Source organism: Rhodococcus sp. MurmanLake-1 (genome assembly GCF_056945715.1).
Map to the genome: position 1 here is coordinate 17,070 of NZ_JBWZNF010000004.1, position 23,544 is coordinate 40,613.

The window sequence follows — 23,544 nt, forward strand, 5'->3', positions numbered from 1 at the left end:
CGACGCGCCAAAACCACCAAGAGCTTTTTTCCAGACGGGTAGACGTGGCAGCATGACCGGTATGCGCATGACCGTCCTGGGGTGTTCCGGCAGCGTCACGGGTCCGGATTCACCGGCTTCGGGATACCTGCTCACGGCACCGGGAACTCCGCCGCTCGTGATCGACTTCGGCCCGGGAGTTCTTGGGGCGTTGCAGCGATACGCCGATCCGGGCGAGGTGACGATCCTGCTTTCGCACCTTCATGCGGACCACTGTCTCGACATGCCCGGCCTGCTCGTCTGGCGTCGCTATCACCCCAACCCGCCGGTCGGGCGGGCTCTGGTTTACGGCCCCACCGACACGGCCTGCCGCATCGGAGTGTCCTCCGCCGAGTGCGCCGGCGAGATGGATGACATCTCCGACACCATCGACGTCCGGCTCTGGGCCGAGAACGAGCCGGTGACGTTCGGAGAACTGAGCGTCGTCGCCCGTCGGATGAATCATCCTCCCGAGGCTTACGGTTTCCGGATCACCGGCGCCGACGGCCGCGTGCTCGTCTACACCGGTGACACGGGTATGTGTGACAACGTCGTCGAACTCGCCCGTGGAGCGGACGTGTTGCTCTCCGAAGCTTCGTGGACCGACAGTCCGGATCGCCCCGAGGGAGTTCACCTCTCCGGTAAGGAAGCCGGCCGTGTGGCTGCCCTCGCCGGCGTCAAGGAACTTCTCCTCACGCACATCCCGCCGTGGACCTCCCGCGAAGACGTGATCGCCGAAGCGAAATCCGAATTCTCCGGACCAGTCCATGCCGTCTCCGCCGGAAGCGTCTACGACATCTGATTCCCCTCACATTCGATGCAGTGCCGACCGGGCGACCGCTAGGCTCACGAAGGTGACTACACGAGAAGACGGTAGGGCGGACGACGAGCTCCGCACGGTCAAGATCACCCGCGGGTTCACCAGTCATCCGGCCGGATCCGTTCTGGTCGAGTTCGGGAACACTCGCGTCATGTGCACGGCCAGCGTCGAAGAGGGTGTACCCCGCTGGCGCAAGGGCTCCGGCTTGGGTTGGCTGACAGCCGAATACGCGATGCTTCCCGCCGCCACGCACACGCGCAGTGGCCGCGAATCGGTCAAGGGCAAGGTCGGCGGCCGTACGCAGGAGATCAGTCGACTCATCGGCCGATCACTTCGGGCCTGCATCGATCTCGCTGCGATCGGCGAGAACACCATCGCCCTGGACTGTGATGTCCTCCAGGCCGACGGCGGCACCCGCACCGCGGCAGTGACGGGGGCGTACGTGGCCCTGGTCGACGCCGTGACGTACCTGCGCGCAGCCGACCTGCTCTCCGACCCTCAGCCCATCTCGTGTGGCATAGCGGCCGTCAGCGTCGGCGTCGTGGACGGACGAGTGCGCCTCGATCTTCCGTACGAAGAGGATTCGCGCGCCGAGGTCGACATGAATGTCGTGGCCACCGATACCGGCACGCTGGTGGAAATCCAGGGAACCGGTGAGGGCGCCACGTTCCCACGCTCGACGCTGGACAAGCTGCTCGACTCCGCTCTGGCTGGTTGTGAGCAACTTTTCGAGATCCAGCGTCAAGCGTTGGCCGAGCCGTATCCCGGGGTGCTACCCGAACCGAAGAATCCGGAACCCAAAAAGAAGTTCGGTGCCTGAGCTGTGAGCGTACGAGTACTGGTTGCCAGCCGAAATGCCAAGAAACTGAAGGAACTTCACCGGGTGCTCGACGCCGCTGGAGTGAACGGAATCGAACTGGTCGGGCTCGACGAGGTGCCGCCGTTCCCCGAAGCCCCCGAGACCGGGGCGACGTTCGAGGAGAATGCACTCGCCAAGGCACGTGACGGCGCGGCGGCAACCGGAATGCCTTGCATCGCAGATGATTCCGGTGTCGAGATCGATGCACTCAACGGTATGCCCGGCGTGCTGTCCGCGCGATGGTCGGGCACTCACGGCAACGACGGCGCCAACACGGCGCTTGTCCTGGCTCAGCTGGGAGACGTGCCAGACGAGCGGCGCGGCGCGGCATTCGTCTCCGCCTGTGCACTGGTGATCCCCGGCGGTGACGAGACTGTCGTGCGCGGCGAATGGCGCGGGGTGATCGGCCGAGAACCAGCCGGCGACGGGGGCTTCGGATACGACCCCATCTTCCGTCCGGACGGCGACACCCGCTCTGCCGCTGAACTCACCCCGGCCGAGAAGGATGCGGCGTCACATCGAGGGCGCGCGCTCGTGCAACTCGTTCCGGCGCTGGCGGCACTGTCCGGCTGAACCGAATTTCGAAAAGTAGAGCCCTGAACGCGTCTGCGTTCAGGGCTCTACTTTTCGAAACTCTCAGAGCTGATAAGCCTGCTTCACCTGGGCAGTTCGCTTGTGCTCGAACACGAACGACAGGAACGGGATCGTGCCGGCGAGCGCGGTGGCAACCGTCGTACCGGGCTTCCACCGGGCCTTGATCGCCAAGTCGATCGTGAACACGAGATAGAGCATGTAGAACAGGCCGTGGATCTGGCCGATGTAGAACAACCACGACGGTGCGTCCGCCGAATTGTCGAGAATCAGGTACTTGTAGACCATCTCGCCGGTCAGGAACAGCAGCCAGAGACCGGTGATCCAGGCGAGAACGCGGTATCGGACGAGCGCCGACGCAACCTTCTTCTGCTTTTCTGCGTTGACTGCGGGGGTAGCGATGCTCGCTTCCGAACCGGTACTCACGTCGTGCTCCTATCGGACTCGCGAGCGGCGAGCTGCGCAAGGTAGTCGTTGTATTCCAGCATTTGGCGGGCTTCAGGGTCGTCGACGTCGAGGTTCACATCGTCGAACTCGGCCTGCGGGCGTTGCGGCAAGAGGTCGGCGGGAATCTCACGCGGCTCCGCGGCGGCTTCCTCGGCTTCGGCCTCTTCGGGGTCCACGTCTTCGAGCTGAACGAACTTGCGATACGCGTACACGACAAACGCCGCGAAGAGCGGCCATTGGAACGCGTACCCGAGATTCTGTCCCGAGCCTCCGACGGCTTCGAAGCGCTCCCACTGCCACCAGCCGAGCGCGAGGCAGCCGGCAGCTGACACGATGACCAGCAGAATCAGCGCAGGTCGGCGTTTAGTAGCGTTCTTGGACACACTAAGACGGTACCTGAGAGCTATAGTGCCTCGCCCTGCGATCTCCGACACGGTGTCGTAGAAGCCGTTCCACGGCGTGTCGTAGAAGCCGTGCCACGGCGTGTCGTAGAGGCCGTGCCACAGCACCTGTGCGTTATGCCCACCCAACACCGCACCGTCGGGCATTGAACACATTTTTCCGGCTGTGCTGCATCGATAACCTCGGGCGTATCCGAAAGCAGGGGAGTGTTTCATGCACATCAGAGTGATTCGCCCGGTCATCGACACCACACTGACTCCGGCGGTGACAGACGAGGTGGAGCACTGGGCGGCGCCCGGCACGACGGTCGATGTCGTGTCACTGCTCTCTGGCGCGGCGAGCATCGAGTCCGAGTACGACGAGGCACTGGCCGGCCCCGGGATCGTGCAGCGGGTCGAAGAGGCGGCAGTCGACGGCGTCGACGGTGTATTCATCACGTGTTTCGCCGATCCCGGAGTGCATGCCGCCCGAGAGATCATCGACGCACCGGTGGTCGGCGGCTTCGAGCCGTCATTTCTGACAGCGATGAGTCTGGGCGATCGCGTCGGTGTCGTGACCATCCTGCCGAACGTCGTGCCGATGCTCCGATCGCTCACTCGGCGGTATGGGCTCGATAGTCGGCTGGGCAGTATTCGAGTCGTGGACATGCCGGTGCTTGGCCTCACCGATCGGGAGGAACTGATTGATCGACTGGCCGCTCAGGCGTCTGCGGCAGTGCAGAACGGCGAGGCCGATTCCGTCGTTCTCGGTTGCACCGGGATGCTCGGTGTGACCAGTGCAGTCCGAGACAGGCTGCATGGCAAAGGGATTCACGTTCCGGTTGTGGATCCGACGGCGTCGGCGATCACGTGGTTGGAGAGCTCGGTCCGTCTGGGGCTGACGCCGAGTCGGACGACATACATGACCCCGCCGGTCAAGGCTCGAAAGCGCTGAGCCTGATCTAGAACCGAATAAGCCCCGCCGGATCTGATCCGGCGGGGCTTTTCGTTGTGCGCGAGGGGGGACTTGAACCCCCACGTCCTGAGACACTGGAACCTAAATCCAGCGCGTCTGCCAATTCCGCCACTCGCGCGCGGAATTCAAAGGATACGCGAGTGGAATCGCTCGCGGGCACACCACCCTGGTCGGGATGCGCCCGCCCGCTCTCAGGCCGTTTCGGCGAGTGGATCCGCTGCGGGCGGCGTGGTGGATTTCTTCGACCGGCGCGGTTGCTCGGCCGTGCGTTGATATCGCCACGCAGCGTGGGTGAGTGTTGGAACATCGACATCGAGATGTTCGGCAACCGCAACTAGCAACTCGGCTGCGTCGGTGCTCGACAACAATTCCTCACTACTGCTTGCTGCGGTGGCGAACCGTGCAAGTAGATCTATCGAAGTTGCCGTCAACTTCCCGGACAGGAACACCAGCGTCGCGAAGGTCCTGGGGCCCAGGCCCGGAACGGAGACGACTGCCGAACGGAGGCCTTCGGTGTCCTCGACGTCGGCACCGCACCGGCAACCGGCGTCGGCGAGCGCTTTGGCCGCACGAGCCGCGCCTTCGGCTTTGGTGAAGTAGTTGCCCGGCACGCGCTGGCGATTGCCGAGAATCGTTGCGAGCTCGTCGCCACGGTCGGTGAAGGCGGCGAGAGCGGACAAGCTGTCGAGGTGTTCGCCTGCGGCTACCGAGCGGTGTGTGCGCCAACGGTCGACGACGGCGCGGACTCCGGTCTTCGGTGTTCCGTAGGCGGCGCGCGACGAGAAGATCGCGTCGAGAAGGGCGGCTTCGGACTCGCGCGGCCATCCCTGATTCCAATGCGGCCACGCCTCGCGCGGAAGCTCGGCGCCGATGAATTCGGCCGCTCTGACTACGTCTGTGTCTTTCATGATTTCTCCCCCCGAGAAGTCGTCCGGTGTGGACGCGCTGAACGTAGCGAGGGGGTCCGACAGATGGTGGCCCGGAACGCACGGGATCGACCGTCCGTCAAGGAGGTCACGAATTGGTAACAATAAATATGAGGGGTTCCTCAGGTTTCTGAAAATCCCGGTAACAGTCCCAGGCAGGGCGTTCGCGACCTACTCGCGAGTCACTTTCTCGAAGTCTCGTGAGGAAGATCACGGCCTCGAAAGTCCAGATTTCCAGGGTGCCGACAAACGTGAGGAAATCCTCATGATTCTGTGTAAACCTTGTCTTGCACGAACGCCCTGACTCCGTCGATTCTCTCGACGAATTCGCGAGCACTTCAGCCGGGCAGCACACCGCAAATCCCACCTCGCCGCAGAGGTGACCAGGAGAGGACGTACGCGTGACGATCGATGACACGACACCTACAGGAAACGGACGCGACTCGAAGGGTGGACGCCGTTTCGGCGTCGATGGGGGACAGTCCCGCACGACCAGCAAAGGTGCCCTCGTCGATTCGCTGAACAACGGCGTTTCCTACGCAATCGCTTTCGGTGGACAGGGCGCTCCCTGGCTCACCTCGCTCGAGGAGCTCAGCCGTGACAACGGCCTGGAGCCCGTTCTGACCGATCTGGTCAATGACGCAGCCGCACGCCTCGCGCCCGTCGCACAGGATCTCCTCGTGGTTCGCCCGGTCGGATTCGATCCGATCGCGTGGATGCTCGAAGCCGAGATCGTCGACGAAGAAGAAGGTGAGAAGTCGGCCGGGCCTTCCGCTGCCGCGCTCACCGCAGCTCCGGTGTCACTCCCCGGCGTCTTCCTCACGCAGCTTGCGGCGTTGCGTGCACTCTCCGCTCAGGGTCTGGATGTAGCCGGTAACCCGCCTGCTGCCGTCATCGGCCACTCGCAGGGCCTGCTGGCCACCGCTGCCGTAGCCGCGCAGGGCAACGACGACGGTGAACTTCTCGCCGTCGCACAGCTCGTCGGTGCTGCTGCCAGCTTGGTCGGCCGTCGCCGCGGCGTCATCGCCGGCGCCTCCGCGAAGCCGATGGTTGCGGTCTCGGGCGTCGATCCCGAGCGTCTCGCCGCCATCGTCGCCGAGCTTGCCGAGGGTGTTGCCCCCGAACGCGCGGCTGTTCTCGCCATTCGCAACGGCCGTCGCCGCGTCGTTCTCGCCGGACCGCCCGCTCAGCTGGCACGCGTGCAAGAGCGTTGCGAGCAGATCGAAGCCGAAGAAGCTCGCGAGCGAGAGGGCAAGAAGCGTGGCGGTTCCGTCTTCGCTCCGTCCTTCGATCCGCTCGACACCGAAATCGGCTTCCATCACCCAGCATTGGCCGAGGCCGTCGAACTTGTCGGCAGCTGGGCAACCCGTTGCGGTCTCGATGCCGACCGTGCGCGTGAACTTGCACAGGGTGTCCTCGTCGATCCGGTCGACTGGGTCGAGGCTGTCGACGGCGCAATCTCCGCCGGCGCCAAGTGGATTCTCGATCTCGGGCCCAGCGATCAGCTGACCCGTATGACGTCCTCTTCGCTGCGTGGGCAGGGCATCGGCATCATCGCCGCCGCCACCCGCGGCGGACACCGCAATCTGCTCACCCCCGGTGCTGCGCCTGAGGTCTCACGTTCGTGGAGCGAATTCGCGCCGAAGCCTGTTTCGCTTCCCGGTGGCCGCATCGGCGTCGAGACGGCGTTCACGAAGCTGACCGGTCGTTCACCCATCCTGCTCGCAGGCATGACGCCGACGACGGTCGACGCCAAGATCGTTGCCGCGGCAGCCAATGCCGGTCACTGGGCTGAGCTCGCCGGTGGCGGACAGGTCACCGAGGAAATCTTCGAAGACCGTGTCGCAGAGCTGAAGATGCTGCTCGAGCCGGGCCGTGCGGTCCAGTTCAACTCCCTGTTCCTCGACCCGTACCTGTGGAAGCTGCAGCTCGGTGGCAAGCGCCTTGTGCAGCGTGCCCGTACTGCCGGCGCTCCCATCGACGGCGTCATCGTCACCGCCGGTATCCCGGAACTCGAAGAGGCCGTTGCCCTCATCGACGAGCTGTCCGAGATCGGCATCACCAACATCGCGTTCAAGCCCGGCACCGTGGCGCAGATCCGCTCCGTGATCCGCATCGCCAACGAGGTTCCGAACTTCCCGGTCATCGTCCACATCGAAGGCGGCCGCGCCGGCGGACACCACTCGTGGGAAGACCTCGACGACCTGCTCCTCGACACGTACGCCGAGCTGCGTACACGTCCGAACCTGGTCATCTGCGTCGGCGGCGGCATCGGAACCCCCGAGCGCGCAGCCGATTACCTCACCGGTCGCTGGTCTGCCGCAGCCGGTTTCCCGGCTATGCCCGTCGACGGCATCCTGGTCGGCACTGCAGCCATGGCGACTCTCGAGGCCACCACCTCTCCTGAGGTCAAGCAGCTCCTCGTCGACACGCCCGGTACACCGGATTGGGTCGGTGCCGGTACCGCTGAAGGCGGAATGGCCTCTGGCCGTAGCCAGCTCGGTGCCGACATTCACGAGATCGACAACGCGGCTTCGCGCACCGGACGCCTCCTCGACGAGGTTGCCGGCGATTCCGAGGCAGTGGCCGAGCGCCGCGACGAGATCATCGCCGCCCTCGACGTCACCGCCAAGCCGTACTTCGGCGACGTCGAGACCATGACGTACGCACAGTGGCTGCGCCGCTACCTCGAGCTCACCGTCGGCATCGACGCGGCGAAGGAATTCGATTGCGGCGCAGATCTTCAGGACGCCATCGTCGAGGCGACCTCGAGCCCGTGGCTCGACATCACCTGGCGTGCTCGCTTCGGCGAGATGCTCCAGCGCACCGAGGCGCGTCTGCACCCGGTCGACCGTGGCCCGATCCCCACACTGTTCGGCGACGCCGAGACTCTCGAGCGCCCCGAGGCTGCGATCTGCGCACTGCAGGCGTCGTACCCGGACTACTCGACGACGGTTCTGCATCCCGCAGACGTCTCGTTCTTCACCTCGTTGTGCAAGACGCCGGGCAAGCCGGTCAACTTCGTTCCCGTCGTCGACGGTGACGTTCGCCGTTGGTGGCGCAGCGACTCCCTGTGGCAGGCACACGATCCCCGCTACACCGCCGATCAGGTTTGTGTCATCCCCGGCACCGTCGCCGTCGCGGGCATCACCCGTGTCGACGAGCCGGTCGGTGACCTGCTCGATCGCTTCGAGAAGGCGACCTACGACGAATTGGTTGCTGCCGGAGCCGCTCCGGTTGCACTCGCGAGCCGTCGCCACCAGGATTCCGCACCCGGACTTCTCGACGCCGTCCTCTCCGCTCCCGACCTCCAGTGGGCCGGCCGCCTGACCCAGAACCCCGTCCGTCGTCTCGGTGACCTCGACGAGTGGAGTGCAGAGTCTGCCGACAAGGCAGTTCACGGCACCACGGGTTCCAGCTTGACCGTCGTCGATTCCTCGCACGTGCTGCTCTCGGTTCCCTTGGTGGCAGACAAGTCGGTCGACATCACGATCACCATCCCCGAGTCCGTCGTAGACGGCGGCGCTCCGGTTGTCACCGAGGCCGACGCCGAAGGTGCGATGTCCGCGCTGCTGGCAGTTGCTGCCGGACAGGAACTTCCGACAGTCAAGAACGGCAAGGCCCGGCTCAACGTCGCGTGGGTTCCCGATCGCATCGCCGATCACGCCGGTGTCACCGGTTCGGGTCTGCCCGCCACGCTCAGTGTCAGCGGCAAGGCTGTTCCGGACGTCGTCGTCGGAGCATGCTGGCCTGCAGTGTTCGCAGTCCTCGGCGCAGCCAAGCTCGACAGTCTTTCCGTTATCGAAGGCATGCTCGACCTGGTCCACCTCGACCACACCGTCGACTTCGTCGGTGAACTTCCCTCCGAGACAAGCATTCTCGTGGTCAATGCCGAGGTCGCCTCGGTTCTCGACACCGACCTCGGTCGCGTCGTCGAGGTCAAGGTCGAGGTCGGTGCCATGCTCGGCGAGGGCCTCGACGCCCCCGCAGTCGTCACCATGACCGAGCGTTTCGCGATCCGCGGACGCACCGGCGCTGGCGAACTCGCCGACCCGGCTCGCGCCGGTGGATCGATCAGCGATGCGGCTGTCGACACCTCGCGTCGTCGTCGCCGTGACGCGAAGATCCTCGCGCCGGTCAGCATGGGTGCGTTCGCTCAGGTTTCCGGTGACCACAACCCGATTCACACCTCCGACAACGCCGCTCTGCTGGCCGGCCTCGGAACCCCGATCGTGCACGGCATGTGGCTCTCCGCCGCAGCGCAACAGGTAGTCACCGCAGTCGACCCGGCCGAGACCCGCGTCCCGCCGCGCCGCCTGACCGCCTGGACCGCCCGCTTCCTCGGGATGGTTCGCCCCGGCGCCGAGATCGACGTCCGCGTCGACCGTGTCGGCATCGACCAGGGCGCAGAAATCGTCGAGGTCGGCTGCCGCATCGACGGCGAACTGGTGATGGTCGCCACCGGCCGCACTGCCGCACCGAAGACCGTCTACGCCTTCCCCGGCCAGGGCATCCAGCGCCCGGGCATGGGCCTCGACGCTCGTGCACGCTCCAAGGCCGCCCGCGACGTCTGGGAGCGTGCGGACAAGCACACCCGCAAGGCGCTCGGATTCTCGATTCTCGCTGTCGTGCGCGACAACCCGGTGACCGTCAAGGCGCGCGGTGTCGAGCACAAGCATCCTGACGGTGTCCTGCACCTGACTCAGTTCACCCAGGTGGCCATGGCCGTTCTCGGTGTTGCCCAGGTTGCCGAGCTGCGCGAATCCGGAACCTTCATCGAGGATTCCCTTCTGGCCGGTCACTCGGTCGGTGAGTACAACGCACTCGCTGCTGTCGCCGAGGTTTTCCCGCTCGAAGCACTTCTCGAGGTCGTCTTCCAGCGTGGCTCCGCCATGCACCAGCTCGTTCCCCGTGACGAAGCCGGACGCTCCGACTACCGCATGGCTGCTATTCGCCCGTCGCAGATCGGTGTTTCCGACGACGACGTGCAGGGCTTCGTCGCCGGTGTCGCCGAGACCTCCGGTGAGTTCCTCGAAATCGTCAACCTGAACCTGCGCGGCAGCCAGTACGCCATCGCCGGTTCGGTAGCCGGTCTCGACGCACTCGAGGTCGAAATCGATCGTCGCCGAGCAGAATTCGGTGGCAAGCGGGCATACATCCAGGTTCCCGGCATCGACGTGCCGTTCCACTCCACCGTCCTTCGTGGCGGCGTGGCGGACTTCCGCGTGTGCCTGCAGGACTTGCTCCCGCACGACATCGATCCGGACATCCTGATCGGCCGCTACATCCCGAACCTGGTTCCGAAGCCGTTCTCGCTGCGTCGTGACTTCGTTCAGGAAATCGCCGACCTGGTGCCGTCCGAGCCGCTGCAGGAAGTCCTCGCAGATTTCGACAGCTACGCAACGCGCACTCACGAGTTGTCCCGCATCATCCTGATCGAGCTGCTGGCTTGGCAGTTCGCCAGCCCGGTCCGCTGGATCGAGACGCAGGACCTGCTCTTCGGCGACGAGTCCGAAGGTGGACTCGGGGTCGAACGCTTCGTCGAGATCGGTCTCGGCGCTGCCCCGACCGTTGCAAACCTCGCGTCGCAGACCCTCAAGCTGCCGGGCCGCTTCGGCTACCCGGTCGAGGTTCTCAACGTCGAGCGCGAAGCTGCGATCGTCTACGGCACCGACGTCGACCCCGCCGTCGATGACGACGACGAGATCGAAGCGCCTGCCGCGCAGGCTGCACCGGTTGCCGCGGCCGCTGCTCCGGTTGCAGCTGCTGCGCCGGCCGCACCTTCGGGTGGACCGCGTCCGGACGACCTCACCTTCAAGGCGCCCGACGCCACGAAGGTCCTGATCAGCCTGTGGACCAAGCTCCGTCCCGATCAGGTCGGCCCCGCCGACACGATCGAGGCACTGTGCGACGGCGTCTCCTCGCGTCGTAACCAGCTTCTGGTCGACCTCGGCTCCGAGCTGTCCCTCGGCGCCATCGACGGTGCCGCGGATGCCGACATGGGCTCCTTGGGAGCAACCGTCGACAAGCTCGCCCGTACGTACAAGCCGTTCGGACCGGTGCTCTCCGATTCGATCAACGATCACCTGCGCAAGGTCTTCGGCCCCTCGGGCAAGCGTCCCGGCTACATCGCCGACCGCGTCAAGAAGGTCTGGGAACTGGGCGACGGCTGGGCGCACCACGTCACCGCAGCAGTGGCTCTCGGCACCCGTGACGGCGCCAGCATCCGCGGCGGCGACCTCGGTGGCCTGAGCTCCGGCGCACTGGCCGACGCCGCAGCGGTCGACGCAGTCATCGACAGCGCAGTTGCCTCGGTCGGCTCTGCACGCGGAGTCAGTGTCTCGTTGCCGGCCACCGGCGGCGGAAGCGGCGGAACCGTCGACGCAGCCGCCCTGGGTGAGTTCACCGAGAACATCACCGGGCGCAACGGCGTTCTGGCCTCGGCTGCACGCCTGGTGCTCGAGCAGCTCGGACTGAACGAAGAAGCGGCAGTCGCGACGGTCGAGGACACCGAACTGGTCGACCTGGTCTCGGCTGAACTCGGCTCCGACTGGCCGCGTCTGGTTGCTCCGGCATTCGACGCACAGAAGGCCGTGCTGCTCGACGACCGTTGGGCAAGTGCGCGTGAGGATCTCGCTCGTATTTGGCTCGGTGACACCGCGTTGTCGGTCGAGAACTTCATCGGTGCCGGTTCCACCGTCGCCGCACAGGCCAAGTGGTGGGCCACCCGTGCAACCGACGAGGGCCGCACGGCGCTCGCCGAGGTCTACACCCGCATCGTTGATGCAGCCGTGACGACAGAATCCGACGCACCCGAGTGGGCAGGCGAGGTCGCAGTAGTGACCGGCGCCAGCAAGGGTTCCATCGCGGCAGCGGTCACGGGCAAGCTCCTTGCCGGTGGCGCAACGGTATTCGTGACCACCTCACGACTCGACGGTCAGCGTTTGGGCTTCTACCGCGACCTGTACCGCGAGAACGCTCGCGCCGGTGCCGCCCTCTGGGTGGTTCCCGCGAACATGGCGTCGTACACCGACGTCGACGCACTGATCGACTGGATCGGCAACGAGGCCACCGAGAACGCAGGCGGCGCAAAGAAGCTCATCAAGCCGGCCATGACGCCGACGATGCTCTTCCCGTTCGCAGCTCCGCGTGTCGGCGGCGAACTCTCCGACGCCGGCGCTCGCGCCGAAATGGAAATGCGCGTGCTGCTCTGGTCGGTGGAGCGCCTCATCGGCGGTCTGTCGAAGATCGGTTACGACAGCGATGTCGACACGCACCTGCACGTAGTGCTGCCCGGTTCGCCGAACCGCGGAACGTTCGGCGGCGACGGTGCTTACGGTGAGGCCAAGGCTTCGCTGATCGCCGTGGTCAACCGCTGGAAGGCCGAGCGGAACTGGGCCGAGCGGGTCACGTTGGCACACGCGGTCATCGGTTGGGTTCGCGGAACCGGACTCATGGGTCACAACGATCCGATCGTCGACGCGGTCGAAGCTGCGGGCGTCCGCACCTGGTCCACCCAGGAGATGGCGACCCAACTGCTGAAGACGGCAACCCGCGAGTCGCGGCGCGCTGCAGCAGAGGCTCCGCTCGAGGTCGACCTGACCGGCGGACTGTCCGAGGCCAACCTGGATCTGGGTGCTTTGGCCAAGGAAGCTGCCGAGGTTGCCGAGATCGCCGAGGCTGTCGACGAAGCAGTGGACGAGTCCAGCATCCTGGCGCTGCCCACGCCGGCTCGCATCGACGACTCGGTCAAGGCTCCGAGCTGGCCCGAACTGGACGTCACCCCCGCGGACCTCGTGGTCATCGTGGGTGCCGGAGAGCTCGGACCCTACGGTTCCTCGCGTACCCGCTTCGAGATGGAGGTCGACGAGCAGCTCTCTGCCGCAGGCGTTCTCGAATTGGCGTGGAACACCGGACTCATCGTCTGGGAGAACGACCCCAAGCCGGGCTGGTACGACGTCGAATCCGGTGACCTGGTACCCGAGGCGGAAATCGCCGACAAGTACCACGACGCAGTCGTCGAGCGTTGCGGCATCCGTCGCTACGTCGACGAGGGCGCGATGATCGACAACACCGCTCCGCTGCTCACCTCCGTGTTCCTGGACAAGGATCTGAGCTTCGTGGTCGGCAGTGAGGCAGAGGCTCAGGCCTTCGTCGAATCCGATCCGGAGAACACGACGGCGACGGTTTCCGCCGAGTCCGGAGACTGGACAGTCACTCGCCGCGCAGGCACCGAGATCCGCGTCCCGCGCAAGATGAAGCTGACTCGTAGTGTCGGCGGCCAGATCCCGACCAACTTCGACGTCACCAAGTGGGGCATCCCCGCCGACATGGCAGATTCGGTCGACCGCGTCGGACTCTGGAACATCGTCGCAACGGTGGACGCCTTCCTCACCGGCGGCTTCACTCCGAGCGAACTGCTCCGCTGGGTACACCCGAGCCTGGTCGCCAACACGCAGGGCACCGGCATGGGCGGCATGACCTCGATGCGGAGCCTGTACATCGACACGCTGCTCGGCGAGAACCGTCCGAACGACATCCTGCAGGAAGCGCTGCCGAACGTCATTGCAGCGCACGTCGTTCAGTCGTACGTCGGCGGTTACGGCGCGATGGTTCACCCCGTCGCCGCCTGCGCCACGGCAGCGGTATCCGTCGAAGAAGGCGTCGACAAGATCCGACTCGGCAAGGCGCAGTTGGTTGTTGCCGGCGGGTTCGACGATCTGAGCACGGAAGGCATCATCGGCTTCGGTGACATGTCGGCAACTGCCAAGACCGAGGACATGCACGCCAAGGGCATCGAGGATCGCCGCTTCTCGCGGGCCAACGATCGTCGCCGCGGCGGATTCGTCGAGTCGGCCGGTGGCGGAACGATTCTCCTCGCTCGCGGAGACCTGGCACTCGAGATGGGCCTGCCCGTCCTCGGTGTGGTCGCCTGGGCCGGATCGTTCGCCGACGGTGTCCACACCTCGATCCCGGCACCGGGACTCGGAGCACTGGGCGCCGGACGTGGGGGAGCGGATTCGCAGCTCGCACTCTCGCTCAACGCTCTCGGCGTGAGCGCCGACGACATCGCCGTGATCTCCAAGCACGACACCTCCACTGCCGCCAACGATCCGAACGAGGCAGAGCTGCACGAGCGCCTCGCCGGGGCATTGGGACGCAGTGAAGGTGCGCCGATGTTCGTGGTCTCGCAGAAGAGCCTGACCGGTCACGCCAAGGGTGGTGCCGCAGCCTTCCAGCTGATCGGGCTCTGCCAGGTACTGAGCCAGGGCATCGTCCCGCCGAACCGCAGCCTCGACTGCGTCGACGACAAGATGGCCGAGTTCGAGCACCTCGTGTGGGCACGTCAGCCGCTCAAGTTCGGTGATCAGCTTCCGCTGCGTGCCGGCCTGCTGACCAGCCTCGGCTTCGGTCACGTCTCCGGCCTGATCGCAGTCGTGCACCCGCAGGCATTCGTCGAGTCGGTTCCGGCCGACAAGCGCGCCGACTATGTTGCTGCGGCGCAGCAGCGGACGATCGACGGTCAGCGCCGCCTCGCCAAGGCGATGTGCGGTGGCGACAGCCTTTACGAGCGCCCGGCGGATCGTCGCCTCGGTGCCGACGGAACGCCGGCAAAGGCGTCGCGTCAGCTCGAAGCGGACATGCTGCTGAGCGAGGACGCACGACTCGGCGCAGATCTGGTGTACCGCTCGAATCTGCCCGGCTGCAAGTAATAATCACGGTATGGGAGTTCTGGGTATCGGCTTCGACCTCGTGACGGTGTCGGAGTTCGCCGAGCAATTGAACAGGCCGGGAACGGCAATGCTCGACAACTTCACACCGGGCGAGCGTCGAGACGCCGCTACCCGGAGCTCCGAACCGGCACGACATTTCGCCGCCCGGTGGGCAGCGAAGGAAGCAGTGATCAAGGCATGGTCAACTGCTCTCTTCGCCAGCCCGCCGGTGCTGGGGGAGATGATCCACAATCAGATCGAGGTCGTCTCGGACGCCTGGGGTCGCCCGGGCATCCGGCTTCGCGGTGACGTGGCCAAACACCTCACCGGAGTGAAAATTCATATCTCGCTCACCCACGACGGGGACATGGCGGGCGCTGTCGCGGTCATCGAATCCGACCCGGAGTAACACTGCCCGACACGAAAGAGCCGGTCTCCCAAGGGGAGACCGGCTCTTTGTCGTTCGACTAGTCCTTCGTGCGGGATTCCTTCTCGGCGACGAGGAGATACGCGATCATCAACCTTTTCAGTTCGGCGACGGCGTCGGCATGCGACTGACCGTCCTGAACCGAGAAGTTGAGCATCGAATACACCACGTGGACAAGAACTTCCGCCATCATCAGGCGACGATCTCGCCGCGTACGAGGCGTCAACGGACCGAGCATTTTCGCTACGGTCTCGGCGAATTGCTTTTCGTGAATGACTCCGGTGGCCCGCGTGGACGGCGTCGACTGCATCGCCAGCCAGACCTCGCGGCGCGACGGATCGGACGTCCACAGTCCGGCCATGTGATCGACGAAACTGTTCAGGAACCGCAACCAGTCGAGCGAGGGTACTTCGCCGCCGAACTGCGCAAGCTCGTGCTGGACCCCGACGAGATCCTGGCGGTTCAATTCGCACACTATGACGTACTTGTTCGCGAAGAATTGGTAGAGCGTCCCGATCGGGACGTCAGCACGTGCCGCGACCTCTTCGCAGGTGAACGATTCGAAACCGACATCGGTGAGGAGTTCCCGTGACGCCGCCAGGAGTGCGTCGAATTTACGCTGGCTGCGCTCTTGCGTCGGACGCTTGCGCGGCAGCAGTTCCTGCGGTTCTTCGAGGCTCTGAGGATTCTCCAGTGCTGGGTCGACTCGTCGCCGCGCGCGGTTACGAGTCGTGGGCTGCACGTCTTCCAGGCTATCGGTGTTTTCTGTCGAATTTGGGACTTGTGCATTATCCGGTGTCATCGGCCACCTACTTCGGCGGTCGTGATCGGTCGAAACGCACCGCGCAGGTGCGCGCACACGAGTCCCGATGCTGTTGCCACACCTCGATACTAGGTGACCACCTGTCCAGTAGCTGAAGAGGTTGCTGCGCGGTGTGGCGCAACGGCGATCCTGCCGACTCCCTACGCCCGATTCGGGCACACTGAGATTCTTCGGGCACACCGAGGTTCGATGCCGAGGAGAGGGAGACGATGACGGAAGAACTGCGAACCGCGGTACGTGAACTCATGCCGCGTGCCCATGAGGATCTGAGTGCACTTGCGGCGATGAAGTCCGTCGCAGATGCACGGCAGTACCCGCCGGAAGAATGCGCGGCCGCGGCACATTGGGTCCTGGAGGCATTCCGCGATCAGGGTTTCGCCGATATCGAGGCGATCGAGACCCCCGACGGCTCGGCCGCCGTCGTCGGTCGTCGACCAGGTCCAGACGGTGCTCCGACCGTTCTGCTGTACTGCCACTACGACGTTCAGCCGCCGGGAAACGAAGAGCTCTGGGGCTCGCCGCCTTTCACACTCACCGAGCGGGGTGGACGGTGGTACGGACGCGGCGCTTCCGACTGCAAGGGCAACGTCGTCATGCATCTGACAGCTCTGCGAGCGCTCGCCGCTGCCGGTGTGGATCCGAGCGCCCATCTGACGATCGTCGCCGAAGGATCCGAGGAGATGGGCACTGGCGGTCTCGAGGATCTGGTGCGAGAGCGCCCCGAACTTTTTGCGGCCGACATGATCCTGATCGCCGATACCGGCAACACCGAGGTGGGGGAGCCGACGATCACGACATCACTGCGCGGGATCGCCAACGTGGTGGTCCACGTGTCGACGCTCGAGGGTGAGATTCACTCCGGTGTCTTCGGTGGACCGGCACCCGATGCGATCACCGCGCTGGTGCACATTCTCTCGACGCTGCACGACGGCGCCGGAAACACCACTGTCGAGGGCTTGACCAACGACCAGGAGTGGGCGGGAGTCAGTTACGACGGCGATCAGTTTCGCTCCGACGCCGGGGTACTCGGAGGGGTACAGCTGACTGGTTCCGGTTCGGTCGCCGAGCAGGTGTGGGCTCGTCCGGCGCTGACCATCCTGGGTATCGACTGCCCGCCGGTCGTGGGTTCTGCGGCGGCAATCACGCCCCGTGCATCCGCACGCCTGAATCTTCGTGTCCCGCCTGGCACGGATCCGGCGCGGGCGCAGAAGTTGTTGACTGACCACCTCCGTGCAGCGGCGCCGTGGGGCGTCCACATCGAGGTCGCACCGGAATCGACGGGATCACCGTTCTCGTCCTCGACGGAAGGGACGGGATTCGCGCAGCTGAAGTCTGCGCTGACCGATGCCTACGGCCGCGAAGTGGGGTTTGCCGGCCAAGGGGGATCGATTCCGCTGTGCAGTGCGTTGGCCGAGCAGTTCCCCGACGCGGAGATCGCGTTGATCGGCGTCGAGGAACCGCAGTGCCGCATTCATGCACCTGACGAAAGCGTCGACCCGTCGGAGATCGAGAATCTCGCTTTCGCGGAGGCGCTGTTCTTGAGCAGGTACGGGAGTTAGACGGATAGATCGCGTCGTAGCTTGGCGACGTGGCCGGTGGCCCGGACGTTGTACTGGGCCACCTCGATCTTGCCTTCCTCGTCAACGAGGAACGTCGAGCGGATGACGCCCTGGACCGTCTTGCCGTACATCTTCTTCTCACCGAATGCGCCCCAGGCTTCGAGCGTCGCCTTCTCGGGGTCGGAGAGCAGCGGGAAGGTCAGCTCTTCGGTATCGCGGAACTTCGCGAGTTTTGCTGGCTTGTCCGGCGAGATTCCGACGACCTCGAGCCCGGCGCCGTTCAATTCGGCGAGGCTGTCGCGGAAGTCGCAGGCCTGCTTGGTGCACCCCGGGGTGCTGGCCGCGGGGTAGAAGTACACGATGACCTTGCGGCCGTGGTAATCGTGAAGCGAAACCTCGTTGCCGTCGGCGTCTGGGAGCGTGAAATCCGGCGCGACGTCGCCGGCGGACAATCTACTGTTCTCGGTCACGGGAATCGAGGTTAGTCGAGAAATTGCGCGGCAGGTGGGCGCGAGGGCATTCTGCTCCTCTACGGTAGAGCGAAGTGTCGGCGCGCTGCGTCCGCACAGCAGACCCGCACACAGAGCAGCAGAACACAGACAAGTTGGAGGACACGTGCCCAGGGACACCGAGAGCATCGAACGCGAGATCGAGAAGGCGCGTAACCAGCTCGCGAGCACACTCGACGAACTGACGGTCCGCACCAACCCGAAGCGGCTGGTCGAGAACACCAAGAAGACGGTGCTCGCCAAGCTCAACGAGCCGGCAGTGAAGTACGCGCTTATCGCAGTTGGTTCAGTGGTGGGACTACTCGTGGTCCGGAAGATCATTCGCTGACCGAGTTTTCGAAGGCAGAACATGAAGAAGGCCCCCACCTGGTGAGGTGGGGGCCTTCTTGCAAGTGCGCCCACAGGGACTCGAACCCCGGACCCAGTGATTAAGAGTCACTTGCTCTACCAACTGAGCTATAGGCGCTCGCTCTTGCGAGACAGAACATTAGCCGACAGGCTCAGGAGTTTGCAAAACGCGTGTTCATCGTGGTGACGATGGTTACATCGCTTCCGGAATTCACGAGTGTGGCGGGCGTGAATCCGGCCAGCGGACGGTGCTTTCCAACTGCTGTGCGACGGCGAGAATCGCCGATTCGCCACCGCTGCGCGCAACCAGTTGGACGCTCAGGGGGAGTCCGTGTTCGGAGAAGCCGGCGGGTACCGCGGCCGCCGGGTTGCCGCAAACATTCCAGATAGAACAGTAGGCGGCGATCGGCAACGCCTTGCGGACTGCGGACAGAAGGCCGGTTCCTTCGAGTTGTCCGATCGGGCGTGGCAGCGCGGGCGTCGTCGGCATCAGGACCAGGTCGAAGGTGTCGAAGACCTGGTTGACCGTCGCTGCAATTCGCTCACCTTTGCGGTAGGCGAATTTACCGACGCGCGCGGGTGCAGCTATCCGGCCGATCGAGGCGAGCGCTCGCGTGCGCTTCTCGAGAAGCGCTGGATGATCGACACGAAGCGCTTCGTCGCGGACACCGCCGAGCACCTGCGGGAGAAAAGCGGCAGTGGCATCCGGGTACTCGGGATCGTGTTCTTCGACGTGATGTCCCAACGCGCTCAACATCTCTGCGATCGAGAGCACCGCGGCAACGATCTCCGCTGACGGACGGACGCCCCGGACCGGACTCCGGGTGGACACCGCGATGCGAAGCGGCCCGGGTGCCGACACGGCCGCGTCGGCAAAGCTGGTTCGGAGCGTTTCGGCTGTGTAGTCGTCGATCTCGGTGGTACCGGTGATTGCGTCGTATACGAGCGCGCTGTCCTCGACCGAACGAGTGAGAGGCCCGAGTGTGCCGAGTCCGCGCCAGAGGTTTCGGTTCGGCGCTGTGCTCACCCGACCGCGTTGCGGCTTGAGTCCGAACAACCCGCAGAACGCCGAAGGCAATCGTATGGAACCGCCGCCGTCGCCGCCTATTGCCGCCGCGACCATTCCCGACGCGACGGCCGACGCAGATCCTCCGCTCGATCCGCCGGTGGATATGCCGGTGTCCCAAGGGTTTCTCGTGTATCCGTTTGCGGCAGTCTCGGTGAAGGGCCAGATGCCGAACTCGGGCATCGTCGTCTTGCCGACGATCACCGCACCCGCTTCGCGCAACCGACGGACAACCTCTGAATCGGCCGATGCGATGCGCGTTGCTGCCGCACCGCCGTACGTCGTCGGCGTTCCGGCGACGTCGTTCTCGTCCTTGATTGCAATCGGGACTCCGTGCAGTGGGCCCAGGGTTTTGCCGTCGGCCTGACGTTGATCGAGCCGTGTCGCCTCGTCGAGTGCTTCGTCCGCGAGAACTCGTACAAATGCGTTGAGCGTCGAATCGAGGCGCTCGATACGGCGAAGTGTGGTCTCGGTGAGTTCGCGGGCGGACAAAGCTCCGGACCGGATCAGAGCTGCCTGACCTGCCACCCCGGCAAATGCCAGTTCGCCGCCGGGCGTGAATTCGCGCTCAGTCATCAGACCTCCAGGCCGTGGTTCCGGTAACTGTGAAGTCTATTCACCACGACCTGTCCACCAAGCCACAAAGAAAAATCCCCACCTTCCGAAGAAGGTGGGGACCTTGCAAGTGCGCCCACAGGGACTCGAACCCCGGACCCAGTGATTAAGAGTCACTTGCTCTACCAACTGAGCTATAGGCGCTCGCTCTTGCGAGACAGAACATTAGCCGAATCGCCGGTTCGGGAGCAAATCGCCAGGTGGCGGCCTCGCTGCCGTAGTCCAATCGGAGGAAATCCGCTGAAAGCGGTAACAAAACGGACGGTTCGGAGCGATTGATACTTGAACGTTACTGACGGCGTGGCCCTTCATGACCGTTGGTAACGAGCGCGCCTGGCATCATTGGTGCAGCGCAGTCATACCGCAAGTCCCACTTGCCTTCCGGTAAGTGGGATTCGCATGTGATGCGGAAGTTAGTCGGAGAAATTGTGAAGCGGAGTCGAACGATGAGTCGTCAAAGGTGGGGTCTGTCCGTGCGCGGGGGGAACGGTCGAGTGTCGAAGAGTGCGGCGATGATCGCGGTGTCTCTCGGTGCGCTCGTTCTGGTCACCGCGTGCACGTCGGGTGGCAAGGACGTCAGCACCGAGGGATCGGCGCCGATCGATTCCAATCCGCTCACCGAACTCATCAAGCCGAAGCTCACCTCGACCGCCGCCGATGGCGCTGTCGGCTTCTCGCCGGGCGACCCGGTCAAGATCAACGTCGCTGACGGCGCCCTGTCCGACGTGACGATGGTCAATCAGGACGGCAAGGCAGTTGCCGGCGCGATTGCTGCCGACGGTGCGTCGTGGACGACCACCGAACCGCTCGGCTACAACCGCAAGTACAAAATCGAAGCCCGCGCATTCGGATTGGGCGGCGCCAGTACGACGGTCACGTCCTTCACCACCAGCGCACCCGGCAACGTCACGAAGCCGTATGTCTTGCCGAACGAGGGCGATGTTGTCGGCATCGGTCAGCCCATCGCGGTGCAGTTCGACGAGAACATCCCCGATCGCAAGGCTGCCGAAGCTGCGATCACCGTCACCACGACTCCGACCGTCGAAGGTGCGTTCTACTGGGTCAACAATCGTGAGGTCCGTTGGCGTCCGGAGAACTACTGGGCACCCGGCACCAAGGTCGACGTGAGCGTCAACGTGTACGGGCGCAATCTCGGCAAGGGAGTCTTCGGGCAGGAAGACGCGAAGAGTTCCTTCACCATCGGTGATGCCGTCATCGCCACGGCGGACGACAACACCAAGCAGGTCACTTTCCAGGTCAACGGTGAGACCGTCATGACCATGCCCACCTCCATGGGCAAGGACAGCACTCCCACCGACAACGGGGTCTACATCATCGGTGACCGCTTCGCGAACATGATCATGGACTCGTCCACGTACGGCGTCCCGGTCACCTCGGCGCAGGGTTACAAGACCCCCGTCGACTGGGCGACCCGAATGTCCTACAGCGGTATCTTCTTCCACTCGGCGCCGTGGTCGGTCGGGCAGCAGGGCTACTCCAACACCAGTCACGGCTGCCTCAACCTGAGCCCGTCCAACGCCAAGTGGGTCTACGACAACACCAAGCGTGGGGACATCGTCGTCGTCAAGAACACCGTCGGCGGAACGCTCTCCGGCACCGACGGCCTCGGTGACTGGAACATTCCCTGGAGCGTCTGGAAGACCGGCAACGCGGACGTCTGAGTGCGTCCCTGAAGCACTGAACGTCAGAATGCCCCCGACCGTCCGGTTGGGGGCATTTCTGCATCTGTATTCCTTTTCTGAGCGAAAGTGCCTCTCGGTCTATCTGAGGCGACGGGAGGTACGTTCGCTCGGCGTCAGCGTCGACCGAAGGCGTCCACTCCGGTCATTTCAGCGGACAGTGCCCACAATCTGCGTGCGTCGTCGCGATCGGTAGCCCAAGGCTTCACGCCGCCGACGCTCATGTCATCCGTCTGCGCGACGTCCGCGATGTTGCAGTCCTGGAGGTACGCGCCGGCGTGATCGGCGAGTATCGGTGCCGTCGCTGCCAACACCGTTGTAGCGGCGCCCTGGGAGGGAGTCTTGAATCCCGGCACGGCGTCGCCATTCGACGTCGTCCATCCGAGATCGTGTTTCTCCGATGCAGAGAAGTGACGTTGAAGGGGAGTGAGGATGCTCCCGGGATGGACGGAGAACGCAGTGATGCCGCGTGAAGCACCGGAGCTCGCCAGCTGTACAGCGAATAGAGCATTTGCAGTCTTGGCTTGACCGTACGCAAGCCAGCGGTCGTAACCGTTGCGGAAATGTATGTCATCCCAACGCACTCCCGACAGAAAATGTCCCGCCGACGAGACAGCGACTACGCGAGAACCGTTTGCGGGCATGGCTGGCACAAGCAGGTTCACCAGTACAAAGTGCCCGAGGTGATTGATCGCGAATTGTGATTCCCAGCCGGAGCCGACACGGAGTTCCGGGCAGGCCATGACCCCCGCATTGCAGATGATGATGTCCGGAGTGATCCGGGATTCGAGAATTTCTCGCGCACACGATCTGACACTGCTCGGGTCCGACAGGTCGCACGCTCGCACTTCGATACCCGGAAGGTCGGCCACCTCGCTCCGTGCCTGTTCTGGTCGGCGGGCAAGAACTACAACTCGCGCGCCGACCGAAGAAAGTGACCGCGAAATCTCGTATCCGAGTCCGGAGTACCCGCCAGTGACCAAAGCAGTTGTGCCGGTTAAATCTTGTCCGGCAAGTACGTCGTCGGCAGTGGAGATTCGGGAGAATCCGGTGTTGATTTTGCGCTGAATGGAATTCATGGCCGCGACCGTAAAATCTGGAGTGCACTCCAGGTCAAGGAAAGGTAGACGGGCAATGCGTGAACTATCAATCGGTGACGTAGCTGTCGAGACCGGAATCAGCATCGATTCCCTTCGATACTTCGAACGTGAGGAATTGCTCGTTCACGAGGTTGCGCGCTCGGCAGGTGGGCGTCGGGTCTACGCCGAAAACGATGTCGCTTGGTTGAAGCTGTGCAATCGATTCCGAGACTCGGGTATGCCGATCGCAACGATCCGCGAATTCGCCGCACTCGTCAGGTCAGGGCCGGGAAACGAGAAGGAACGGCTTTCACTTCTACAAAAGCATGAGGTGTTGATTCGATCCAGGATCTCTGCGCTGCAGGACAACCTGACCGTCATCCACGACAAGGTTTCGGCATACGAGCGACACGTTCGCGAGGGGACCGTCGCAGGTGTCTGGGAGCCGCAACCGTCGCCCGAGTGATCGACGGCTGGGCCATTTGCGGCGATTTCCAGCTACCCCAATGAGAGCGAAAGTGGCTTTCGGTCTATCTGAGGCGACGAGAGGTACGTTCGCTCGGCCCAGGCACGGGTTGCTCGGGAGCGGGCGATTTGTCGCGGTCGCCACCCGGCGGTGGAAGGGGGGATTGGGGCCGGCGCACAAACCAAAAGAACCCCCGAAAATGTCTTTCGACATCTTCGGGGG

17 protein-coding genes and 3 tRNA genes are annotated in these 23,544 nt (G+C 64.3%); 10 read left to right on the forward strand and 10 right to left on the reverse strand.

Annotation, left to right across the window (positions count from 1 at the left end):
• Positions 1–61: 61 nt before the first annotated feature.
• Genes AC2ETI_RS12955 through rdgB form a run of 3 tightly spaced genes read left to right on the forward strand, consistent with a single transcriptional unit; the run spans position 62 to position 2,270 of the window.
• The gene (locus AC2ETI_RS12955; RefSeq protein WP_007733274.1) at positions 62–820 is read left to right on the forward strand and encodes a cyclic nucleotide-degrading phosphodiesterase; all 759 of its coding nucleotides are present in this window, start codon (positions 62–64) and stop codon (positions 818–820) included.
• Positions 821–872: 52 nt separating this feature from the next.
• Positions 873–1,658, forward strand: coding sequence for a ribonuclease PH (gene rph, locus AC2ETI_RS12960; RefSeq protein WP_003945332.1), 786 nt, complete (start codon positions 873–875; stop codon positions 1,656–1,658).
• Positions 1,659–1,661: 3 nt separating this feature from the next.
• The gene (rdgB, locus tag AC2ETI_RS12965) at positions 1,662–2,270 is read left to right on the forward strand and encodes an RdgB/HAM1 family non-canonical purine NTP pyrophosphatase (protein WP_483634011.1); all 609 of its coding nucleotides are present in this window, start codon (positions 1,662–1,664) and stop codon (positions 2,268–2,270) included.
• A gap of 63 nt (positions 2,271–2,333) precedes the next feature.
• Here rdgB and AC2ETI_RS12970 read toward each other — a convergent pair whose 3' ends face one another.
• Together AC2ETI_RS12970 and AC2ETI_RS12975 are read right to left on the reverse strand one after the other, a co-directional pair.
• Positions 2,334–2,714: a DUF3817 domain-containing protein gene (locus AC2ETI_RS12970; protein WP_003945334.1), complete on the reverse strand. Its 381-nt coding sequence runs from the start codon at positions 2,712–2,714 to the stop codon at positions 2,334–2,336.
• On the reverse strand, positions 2,711–3,118 hold the full coding sequence (locus tag AC2ETI_RS12975; RefSeq protein ID WP_021333455.1) for a hypothetical protein: 408 nt from the start codon (positions 3,116–3,118) through the stop codon (positions 2,711–2,713). The genes AC2ETI_RS12970 and AC2ETI_RS12975 overlap by 4 nt, the downstream gene beginning before the upstream one ends.
• Positions 3,119–3,350: 232 nt before the next feature.
• On the opposite strand from AC2ETI_RS12975, the gene AC2ETI_RS12980 reads away from it, so the two are divergent.
• Positions 3,351–4,070 carry an aspartate/glutamate racemase family protein gene (locus tag AC2ETI_RS12980; RefSeq protein ID WP_317830837.1) on the forward strand — a complete coding sequence of 240 codons (720 nt, stop codon included), beginning with the start codon at positions 3,351–3,353 and terminating at the stop codon, positions 4,068–4,070.
• Positions 4,071–4,127: 57 nt separating this feature from the next.
• On the opposite strand, the gene AC2ETI_RS12985 is transcribed toward AC2ETI_RS12980, so the two are convergent.
• Together AC2ETI_RS12985 and AC2ETI_RS12990 are read right to left on the reverse strand one after the other, a co-directional pair.
• Positions 4,128–4,209: transfer RNA gene (locus AC2ETI_RS12985), tRNA-Leu, on the reverse strand.
• 73 nt (positions 4,210–4,282) lie between these two features.
• A complete protein-coding gene (locus AC2ETI_RS12990) occupies positions 4,283–4,999 on the reverse strand; it encodes a hypothetical protein (RefSeq protein WP_483634012.1) in 717 nt (238 codons plus the stop codon).
• A 419-nt stretch (positions 5,000–5,418) separates the two neighbouring features.
• Here AC2ETI_RS12990 and AC2ETI_RS12995 point away from each other — a divergent pair, with 419 nt between their 5' ends.
• Both AC2ETI_RS12995 and acpS read left to right on the forward strand, forming a co-directional pair.
• Positions 5,419–14,730, forward strand: coding sequence for a fatty acid synthase subunit beta domain-containing protein (locus AC2ETI_RS12995; RefSeq protein ID WP_483634013.1), 9,312 nt, complete (start codon positions 5,419–5,421; stop codon positions 14,728–14,730).
• A gap of 10 nt (positions 14,731–14,740) precedes the next feature.
• Positions 14,741–15,139, forward strand: coding sequence for a holo-ACP synthase AcpS (gene acpS / locus AC2ETI_RS13000; RefSeq protein ID WP_019749143.1), 399 nt, complete (start codon positions 14,741–14,743; stop codon positions 15,137–15,139).
• Positions 15,140–15,197: 58 nt separating this feature from the next.
• On the opposite strand, the gene AC2ETI_RS13005 is transcribed toward acpS, so the two are convergent.
• On the reverse strand, positions 15,198–15,899 hold the full coding sequence (locus tag AC2ETI_RS13005; RefSeq protein WP_019749142.1) for a TetR family transcriptional regulator: 702 nt from the start codon (positions 15,897–15,899) through the stop codon (positions 15,198–15,200).
• Between the two features lie 290 nt (positions 15,900–16,189).
• Here AC2ETI_RS13005 and AC2ETI_RS13010 point away from each other — a divergent pair, with 290 nt between their 5' ends.
• Positions 16,190–17,539: a M20/M25/M40 family metallo-hydrolase gene (locus AC2ETI_RS13010; RefSeq protein WP_483634014.1), complete on the forward strand. Its 1,350-nt coding sequence runs from the start codon at positions 16,190–16,192 to the stop codon at positions 17,537–17,539.
• Here the strand turns inward: AC2ETI_RS13010 and bcp are convergent.
• Positions 17,536–18,009, reverse strand: a complete 474-nt coding sequence (gene bcp / locus AC2ETI_RS13015) for a thioredoxin-dependent thiol peroxidase (protein WP_483634015.1) — start codon at positions 18,007–18,009, stop codon at positions 17,536–17,538. The genes AC2ETI_RS13010 and bcp overlap by 4 nt on opposite strands.
• A 145-nt stretch (positions 18,010–18,154) precedes the next feature.
• On the opposite strand from bcp, the gene AC2ETI_RS13020 reads away from it, so the two are divergent.
• Entirely contained in the window at positions 18,155–18,376 is a 222-nt protein-coding gene (locus tag AC2ETI_RS13020) for a DUF3618 domain-containing protein (protein ID WP_003945299.1), read from the forward strand.
• Positions 18,377–18,441: 65 nt separating this feature from the next.
• Here AC2ETI_RS13020 and AC2ETI_RS13025 read toward each other — a convergent pair.
• From AC2ETI_RS13025 to AC2ETI_RS13035, 3 genes are all read right to left on the reverse strand, one after another.
• Positions 18,442–18,514 (reverse strand) — tRNA-Lys (locus tag AC2ETI_RS13025).
• A gap of 93 nt (positions 18,515–18,607) precedes the next feature.
• Positions 18,608–20,038, reverse strand: coding sequence for an amidase (locus AC2ETI_RS13030; protein WP_290287618.1), 1,431 nt, complete (start codon positions 20,036–20,038; stop codon positions 18,608–18,610).
• Positions 20,039–20,148: 110 nt separating this feature from the next.
• Positions 20,149–20,221: transfer RNA gene (locus AC2ETI_RS13035), tRNA-Lys, on the reverse strand.
• A 329-nt stretch (positions 20,222–20,550) separates the two neighbouring features.
• Between AC2ETI_RS13035 and AC2ETI_RS13040 the strand changes: the two genes are divergently transcribed.
• The gene (locus AC2ETI_RS13040; RefSeq protein WP_019749139.1) at positions 20,551–21,759 is read left to right on the forward strand and encodes a L,D-transpeptidase; all 1,209 of its coding nucleotides are present in this window, start codon (positions 20,551–20,553) and stop codon (positions 21,757–21,759) included.
• Positions 21,760–21,893: 134 nt separating this feature from the next.
• Here AC2ETI_RS13040 and AC2ETI_RS13045 read toward each other — a convergent pair whose 3' ends face one another.
• Positions 21,894–22,856 (reverse strand): oxidoreductase, encoded by a 963-nt coding sequence (locus AC2ETI_RS13045; RefSeq protein ID WP_483634016.1) that lies wholly within the window; start codon positions 22,854–22,856, stop codon positions 21,894–21,896.
• A 55-nt stretch (positions 22,857–22,911) separates the two neighbouring features.
• On the opposite strand from AC2ETI_RS13045, the gene AC2ETI_RS13050 reads away from it, so the two are divergent.
• On the forward strand, positions 22,912–23,322 hold the full coding sequence (locus AC2ETI_RS13050; RefSeq protein ID WP_019749137.1) for a MerR family transcriptional regulator: 411 nt from the start codon (positions 22,912–22,914) through the stop codon (positions 23,320–23,322).
• Positions 23,323–23,544 lie beyond the last annotated feature (222 nt).